Genomic DNA, 7,351 nt, shown 5'->3' on the forward strand with positions numbered 1-7,351 from the left:
GGAAGACCGCACCCGGCAGATGGTCCGCAGATCGGAGCGCCGAATTCCATGCGTGTAGTTCCCGCGAGATCCTCGAAGTCGCCGCTTCCATGCCATACAGTGGGCTACTGTCTACGCCCGTGCACGTTGGTGCCTTCCCCTTCTCAGCCAGAGGGTGCCGGGAGGATCGAACGTGTGCGGTCGTGTTCCCTACGACCGAAAGGCACATACTGTGAAGACTTCAAAGAGTCTTGTTCTTGCCCCCGCAGTAGCCGCCGCTGTTTCCGGCTTCATCGCCGTTCCCGCAGTCGCGACCACTCCGGTGCCGGAGTTCACCGCTCCGAAGGCAACCCTGCCCCCCAGTGAGCAGCCGACTGCGACAGAGGATCCCACCGAGGACTCCACCGACGAGGCGAAGAGCTCCGAGGACGCCGAACAGGGCGATCCCGAGGCGATCGTCGAAGCCGACCAGGTCTCGCAGGCGGACATCGCCGACGAGAAGAAGGGCATCCGGTTCTCCGGCAAGCACTTCACCCCCGATGAGAAGGCCACCGTGACCGTCGTGGGCACGGACGGCACCGAGTACAGCCCGGAGACCCCGCTCACCGTCACGAGCGAGGGCGAGGTCAACGGCCGCTACTTCTTCACCGCCACGGAGGGCGCGAAGGTCCCGGTGGGCACCTACTCGCTCTACCTCACGGACCTCAAGTCGGAGAAGCGCACGGAGAAGGTCACCTTCGAGGTCGTGGAGAAGGTCGAAGGCGGCGAGCAGCCCTCGGAGACCGCGGAGCCGAGTGAATCCGCGGAGCCGAGCGAGTCGGCAGCGCCGAGCGAGTCGGCAGCGCCGAGCGAGTCCGCCGCTCCCACGGAGTCCGCCGCTCCCACGGAGACAGCGTCGCCCAGCGCGACGCCGTCCGCCACGCCTTCGGAGACGCCGAGCCGGTCCGCGGAGCCCACGCCGAGCGCCACGCCCACGGAGCAGCCGAGCGAGACCGCCGCTCCCACGGAGACGGCCTCTCCGTCGGCCACCCCCTCTGCGAGCCCGAAGCCCACGGAGACGGCGACCCCGACCGCAGAGCCCACGGAGACCGCAAAGCCCACGGAGACCGCGGAGCCGAGCGAATCCGCGGAGCCCACTGAGACGGCGACGCCGTCCGAGTCCGCCGCGCCCGTGGAGGACCTCGGCCTCTCCATCTCGCCGCGCGCCGTCACCTCCGAGGAGTTCGCCGCCGCGGACGGCGGTGTGACCATCGAGGTCACGGGCGCCGAGCAGAGCTCCGACGTCCACCTCGAGATCGCCCACGCCCAGGGCAAGGTGGAGCGCTTCCGCACCAAGAAGTCGACCAACGCCTCCGGTGCCGTGGTGTTCACCATCCACTCCGAGTCCAAGCCCGTGCTGGGCTGGTACGGCGTGTACGTCTCCGGCACGGATGCGACCGGTGAGGAGTTCGAGGAGGAGGGCAGCTTCACCGTCACCACCAACGGCACCGAGGTGGAGAACGACGGCGGCAAGGACGCCGAGGACTCCGGCAAGGGCTCGGAGAAGGACGGCGCGAACGGGGCGGACGACAAGGGCCAGACCGGTCCGCAGATCGACGTGCCGAACCGCCCCGAGTCCGGGGACGAGGGCGGCTCCGGCTCCGGCGAGAACCAGTCCGGCTCGCAGAGCGAGGACGGCGGCAAGGGCACCGTCGAGGAGGACGACTCCGAGAAGTCCGGCTCGAAGGCGTCCGATGCCGAGGGCGAGAAGGACGAGCCGTCCGCGGCACAGTCCGAGGAGCCCGCTGCGGCCGGTGAGGACACCAGCGGCAGCGATGACGCGGGCAGCGCCGGCGGCAGCGGCTCCGGCAGCGGCGACTCGAGCTCGCAGGCCTCGGGCAGCGGCTCGCAGTCGTCCGGCAGCGCCTCGGACCTCCCCCGTACGGGCACCGAGCTCACGGGCCTCGCCCTGGGCGCCGGTCTCATCGCGGTGGGCGCGGCCGCAGTCGTGGTGACACGCCGCCGCAGCAGGGGCACCGATCCCGCCGGTCTCTGACCGGGGGATAATGCGGGGGTGGACCCACACAGCACCGCACCCGCAGCAGGGACAGACGCACTGACAGCACAGCCCGGCCTCGGCGATTCCGCCGGCGCTCCCACAGCGACGGGGAGCACCGGCACCGCCGCGGCACGGACGACCGTGCTCGGTGAGGGGACGGCCGCTGCCAGGTCCCTCGACCTGAGCGGCCTCCGCCTCTCCGGCGCACCGCTGTCCGCGACTCCGCTGAACGGCGGTGACGACCTCGTGCTCATGGGGCGAGCCGAGGACGTCACCGCCGTTCTGCGTGCCGTCGCGGAACTCCCCGGCGCGCGGGAGGTCGCGCGTCCCGAACCGTCGCGGCTGCGTGTGGGAACCTGGCTGCGCCGGACCACCGGCACGGGCTCCCGCTCGCGTCTGCGGGCGGCGCTCCGGGACGCCGGGCTGAGCGGCTCCGTCACCGCGCGCACCCGGCTGAGCTCCCTGGACACGGCCGCGCGCACCCGGCTCCTCCTCGCCGCGGTGACGCTCACGGGCACCGACGGGATCAGCCATCTCGTCCTCCCCTCCCCTCTCGCCGGAGTGCCCGGCCATCTGCGTTCTGGACTCCGCACCGCCCTCCTGCGCGCGGTGCACGCCCGCGGCCTGGGCGCGGTGCTCAGCACGGACTCCCCCGTCGACGCCGTCGTCACGGGTGCGCGGATCATCGAACTCGATGCGGAGCAGGTGGCGCAGGCCGGTGACGCCCGGACCATCTTCGGCATGCCCCGCGGCGGCCTCAGCGCCGCGCTGGGCGGCGCCAATGTGATGTCCGGCCTCGCGCGGAAGGGCTGGCTGAGCATCGGCCACTCCCAGGTGCGCAGGCGCACCGAGCTCGACGGCAAGGTCTACCTGGCGATCCCCACCGACGCCGTGACGCTCTCCCTCGACGAGTTCGATCCCGCGTTCTCCGGCGAAGCCGTGTTCGAGGTGCTGGTGGTGGGCGTGCGGGACGAGGGCAGCACCCTCCAGGTCCGGCTCTCCCCCGTGGACACCGAGGCGGGCCTGCCGCTGGTCGCAGACGTCCTGGACGCCTCGCCGCGGCGGGCATGGCAGGCCGTCGCCGAGGCCGCGGGCGGCCTGCCCACGGACACCGGGGACAGCCTGCCCACGGACACCGCTGACGGCCCGCAGGCGAACGCGGCGGAGAACCGGGCCGAGGCCTCGGGCACGGCGGACGGAGCAGGAACCTCCGCGGACGGGACCGGCTGGGCGCTCCTGCACCCCGGCCTCGGCGGCAGCGTGCCGGAGCAGCTGCGGAACCTGACGGTGGGTGCCAGGCTGTGGGCCGAGGTGGACACCGAGCGCATCCACGTCTGGCCGGTCGAGGAGTGAGCACGGGAGGGACATCGGCATGAGGGTGAGGACGACGGCGATCGCGGGGCTGGCAGCGCTGGCCCTCACCGCGGCGAGCGTGCCCGCGCTCAACCTCCTCGTCTACTCGCCCGCGCGTGCGGTGGCCTCCTATCTGGGCGACATCGCGGCAGGGGACGCGGAGGGGGCCCGTGCGCGCCTGCTGACCGGGACGATCGAGAACGCCGCCGCGCTCACGGATGACGCCCTCGCCGGCGCACCCTCACTGCCGGAGCGGGTGGACGTGACCCGGTCGGAGACGGAGGGGCGCCGCGCCGTCGTCACCGCCGAGTACGACCTCGCCGGATCCACCCGGAGCCAGGAGTTCGAACTCACCCGCGACGACGGGACCTGGGGCCTCTACCACCGCTGGCTCATCGACGTGGGCGAGCTGCCGCGGCTCGAGCTCGAGATCGACGGTGCCTCCGCCGTGCGCCTCAACAGCGCGGACATCGAGGTGGACCGGGAGGGTCTGCCCGTGCTGTTCCCGGTCGAGTACAACGTGGGCTTCGCACAGGAGTACTTCCGCTCCTCCGTGGAGAGCGTGACCGCACTGGAACCCGGCGAGGAGCTCAGCACACGTCTGGCCCCACAGCCCACGGAGCAGCTGCGAGAGGAGGCCGAGGAGCTCGTGCACGCGCACCTGGACGAGTGCGTGGAGGCGAAGACGCTCCTGCCCACGGGCTGCACGTTCGGCTACGACTCGGACAACGAGATCCTCGGCGACGTGTCCTGGGAGATGGTGAGCTACCCGGCCGTGCGCCTGCGCTCGGAGCGAAATCGCCTGGTGGTGGCGCCGGCGAGCGGGGTGGCGCAGATCAAGGGGCGGTACCGGGACATCGTCACGGCGACGGAGTCGGACTTCGACGAGACGGTGCGGTTCACCTTCACCGCCGCGGTGAATGTGGAGGACGGCGGGCCTTCGATCGTTCCGCTCACGCCGGGACTCGCCAGCGGCACCCAGGCCGTGCGGTAGTGCGGGGCGGGGCTGCAGCGCCGCCTCTCTCCGCGCCACTGGCTCCTCCTCCACCTCACAAGTTACGTCTGCGCAGCGGCCGCCCATCACGGCCGCTGCGCAGACGTAACTTGCGGGGCGGAGCCGCACGGGGTTCACGTGATCAGGTGGACCCGCGCACTGTGCCCGGGGGCATGCGCGAGGCGCGCATCCGTCGTCAGCAGCTCCAGATCGAGAAGTTCGGCCAGTGCGACATAGCTCGCGTCGTACGCGCTCAGGTTGGAACGCAGCTGCCACGTCCGCTCCGCGAGGAGTGTGTGGTCGAAGTAGCGGATATTCAGATCCTGAAGCAGAGCCCGCGCTTCCTCTGCCTCCTCCAGCGTGGAGATCTCTGCCGCCACGCGCCTGCGAAGCACCTGCAGCGTCTCGACGACGATGAGCTGGGGTGCAGCGATCTGCCACTGTGCGTCCTCCAGCCTGGCCGCGACACGATGCGAGAGCGGGAGCGCCAGAAGCAGTTCGACCGCTGCCGACGTGTCGAGAACGATCACCTCGAATCGCGTTCCGCCCGCGTCGACTCTGCGGGAGTCTCGCCGTTGTAGGGACGGATCGGACGTGCAGCGAACTTCGCCCGCAACTCACTGGGGCTCGGTGCCGCGACGGCACGTCTCAGCTCATTCAACGCCAGGTCCGAGAGTGTGATCCCCTCCGCCGCCGCACGCACTTTGAGCTTGCGATGCAGGTCGTCAGGCACGTTGCGCACTTGTATCATCGTCATGCTTCAATGATGCCTTCATCAGAATCACATGCACAAGAGTTCGCACCCCTCCCCACCCGCAAGTTACGTCTGCGTAGCGGCCGTGCAGAGCGGCCGCTACGCAGACGTAACTTGCGGAGGAGGGGGCCGGAGGGCTCGGGGTTCCAGTGGGCCCGGGCCCGGGGTTCTGGGACCCGGAGATGCCAGACCGTCCAGAGGAAAGAGCCTCAGTCCGTGCCGCGGAGGTCCAGACGGAGCGCCGTCTCGCCGCCGTCCACCAGATTCACCGGGATGCCCCAGTCCTGCTGGTAGAGGTGGCAGGCCGCGTGCAGCGGGATCTCCCCGCCGGGCTCACCGTCGCATGCCGCCGCGCGCACCGTGATGTGCAGGACTCCCGAGGTGATCTCCGGGTTGAACCGGACGGTGCGCGTGAGCCCGTCCTCGCCGCCGGCCCCCTCCGCGATGAGCTCCGGCGGGGTCGAGGACACCTGGAGGTGGGTGGGGTCGCCCCAGCGGTCGTCGAGCTTCTGCCCCTTGGGCACCGTGAACGCCACCTCGAGGTCGAGGTGCCCCGTCCCGATCTCCGTGGCCGGACGCGAGGACTGCTGTGCGCCCTCCGCCACGACCTGCGCCTCCTTGGGGATGGTCACCGCTGTGAGCTGGTGCGCCGCGGACTCCACCACGAGCAGGTGGGCCTCGCCTGCACCTGCGCCCTCACCCCTGGGAGTGCCCGTGCCCGAGGCCGCCGTGCCCACACCGGAGGCACCGGCTCCCGCGGGTCCGGTTTCGTCTCCCGCGCGGACGACGAGGATGTCGCTGGGCTCGGCGAGGCCGCGCGCCAGCGTCGTCACCTCGTTCTTCACCGGGTCGTAGCGACGCACGGCACCGTTGTAGGTGTCCGCGATCGCCACGGAGCCGTCCGGCAGCGCCGCGACGCCGAGGGGGTGCTGGAGGCGGGCCTCGGCGGCAGGGCCGTCCTGGAAGCCGAAGTCGAAGAGACCCACTCCCACCTGCGTCGACACCGCGCCCGAGGCCGGGTCCAGAGTGCGCAGGGCGGAGGTCTCCGAGTCCGCGAGCAGGACCGAGCCGTCGGCGGCGAGCGCGAGGCCCGAGGTCTGGGCGAACCACGCGGTCTCGCCGGAATCGGCATCGCGCAGGCCCTCATTCATGGTGCCGGCGAGCTGGCGGATGCGCGCGGTCAGCGGGTCGAACTCCCAGAGGGTGTGGTTGCCCGCCATCGCGACGACGACCTTCTGGGTCTGCGGCACCCACAGGACGTCCCAGGGGCTGGAGAGCTTGATGCCGGTCGCCGGGGCGTCGAAGGGTGCCTGAGCTCCGGGCTCGTCGGTGACGTTGTCGTTGGCTCCCACCATGAACTGCGCGCCGGTGCCGGCCAGCGTGGTGACGGAGCCGGACTCCCGCCGGGAGGCGGCCTCGGCGGAGTCAGCCGCGGCAGGCGAGCGGGCCTCGGCACCGGCCTCCGTAGGCGCAACGCCCAGCCGGACGCCCCGCAGCAGGTGGTTCACGGTGTCAGCGACCACGAGGTCGCAGCCCAGCTGTTCCGCAAGCTCCCGCGGGAGTTCGGTGAGGCCGCCGGGCTCGGAGAACTGCGCCTCCGCAAGCCCGCCGTCAGTGCTGCCGCGCTCCCCGGTGCCGATCCGCTGGAGGATCCGCGCTCCGGTGGGGTCGTACTCGACGAGGCTGTGGTGGCCGGAGTCCGCGACGAGGAGGTTGCCCTCGTGGCCGGGGACGTCGTGCAGGCGGATGACCTTGCCGGGGTAGGAGAGGTCGCGCTCGGCCGGCGCCGGCGGGACGTAGGGACCGTCGCCGCGGTGAAGGGTGCCCTTGGCCTCGTGTTCGGCGGCGAGGTCCTCGATGAGAGACGCGAGGCCGGCCGAGTGCCCCTCACCGGACAGCGAGGCGACGAGGTAGCCCTCCGGGTCGATGAGCGCCAGCGTGGGCCAGGCGCGGGCGGTGTAGGCCTGCCAGGTGACGAGGTCCGGGTCGTCGAGGACGATGTGCTCCACCTGATAGCGCTCCACGGCCTGGTCGACGGCCTCCACCGTGCGCTCGAACTCGAACTTGGGACTGTGCACGCCGATGGTGACGAGCACGTCCCCGTACTTCTCCTCGAGCGGACGCAGCTCGTCGAGGACGTGGAGGCAGTTGATGCAGCAGAAGGTCCAGAAGTCGAGGAGAACGACCTTTCCGCGCAGATCGGCCAGGGTCAGGTCCTTGCCGCCGGAGTTCA

The 7,351-nt window shown here is 71.3% G+C and carries 5 protein-coding genes; 3 read left to right on the forward strand and 2 right to left on the reverse strand.

Going from position 1 to position 7,351, the window contains the following annotated elements; translation table 11 throughout:
* Positions 1-211: 211 nt before the first annotated feature.
* Genes Q0A33_RS12095 through Q0A33_RS12105 form a run of 3 tightly spaced genes read left to right on the forward strand, consistent with a single transcriptional unit; the run spans position 212 to position 4,364 of the window.
* The gene (locus Q0A33_RS12095) at positions 212-2,014 is read left to right on the forward strand and encodes an LPXTG cell wall anchor domain-containing protein (protein ID WP_291796954.1); all 1,803 of its coding nucleotides are present in this window, start codon (positions 212-214) and stop codon (positions 2,012-2,014) included.
* Between the two features lie 18 nt (positions 2,015-2,032).
* Entirely contained in the window at positions 2,033-3,370 is a 1,338-nt protein-coding gene (locus Q0A33_RS12100) for a hypothetical protein (RefSeq protein WP_291796957.1), read from the forward strand.
* Positions 3,371-3,389: 19 nt separating this feature from the next.
* Complete coding sequence (locus Q0A33_RS12105) at positions 3,390-4,364, forward strand: hypothetical protein (protein ID WP_291796961.1); 975 nt, start codon at positions 3,390-3,392, stop codon at positions 4,362-4,364.
* Positions 4,365-4,498: 134 nt separating this feature from the next.
* On the opposite strand, the gene Q0A33_RS12110 is transcribed toward Q0A33_RS12105, so the two are convergent.
* Both Q0A33_RS12110 and Q0A33_RS12115 read right to left on the reverse strand, forming a co-directional pair.
* Complete coding sequence (locus tag Q0A33_RS12110) at positions 4,499-4,894, reverse strand: type II toxin-antitoxin system VapC family toxin (protein ID WP_291796964.1); 396 nt, start codon at positions 4,892-4,894, stop codon at positions 4,499-4,501.
* A 433-nt stretch (positions 4,895-5,327) separates the two neighbouring features.
* A partial coding sequence (locus Q0A33_RS12115; protein WP_291796967.1) for an NHL domain-containing thioredoxin family protein occupies positions 5,328-7,351 on the reverse strand: 2,024 nt, incomplete at its 5' end.

The organism is Brevibacterium sp., from assembly GCF_022712115.1.
Taxonomy (GTDB): domain Bacteria; phylum Actinomycetota; class Actinomycetes; order Actinomycetales; family Brevibacteriaceae; genus Brevibacterium; species Brevibacterium salitolerans.

Excerpts from the sequence above, each read along its gene's own strand:
- Q0A33_RS12105 (WP_291796961.1), top strand. The coding sequence starts at position 3,390 with ATGAGGGTGAGGACGACGGCGATCGCGGGGCTGGCAGCGCTGGCCCTC.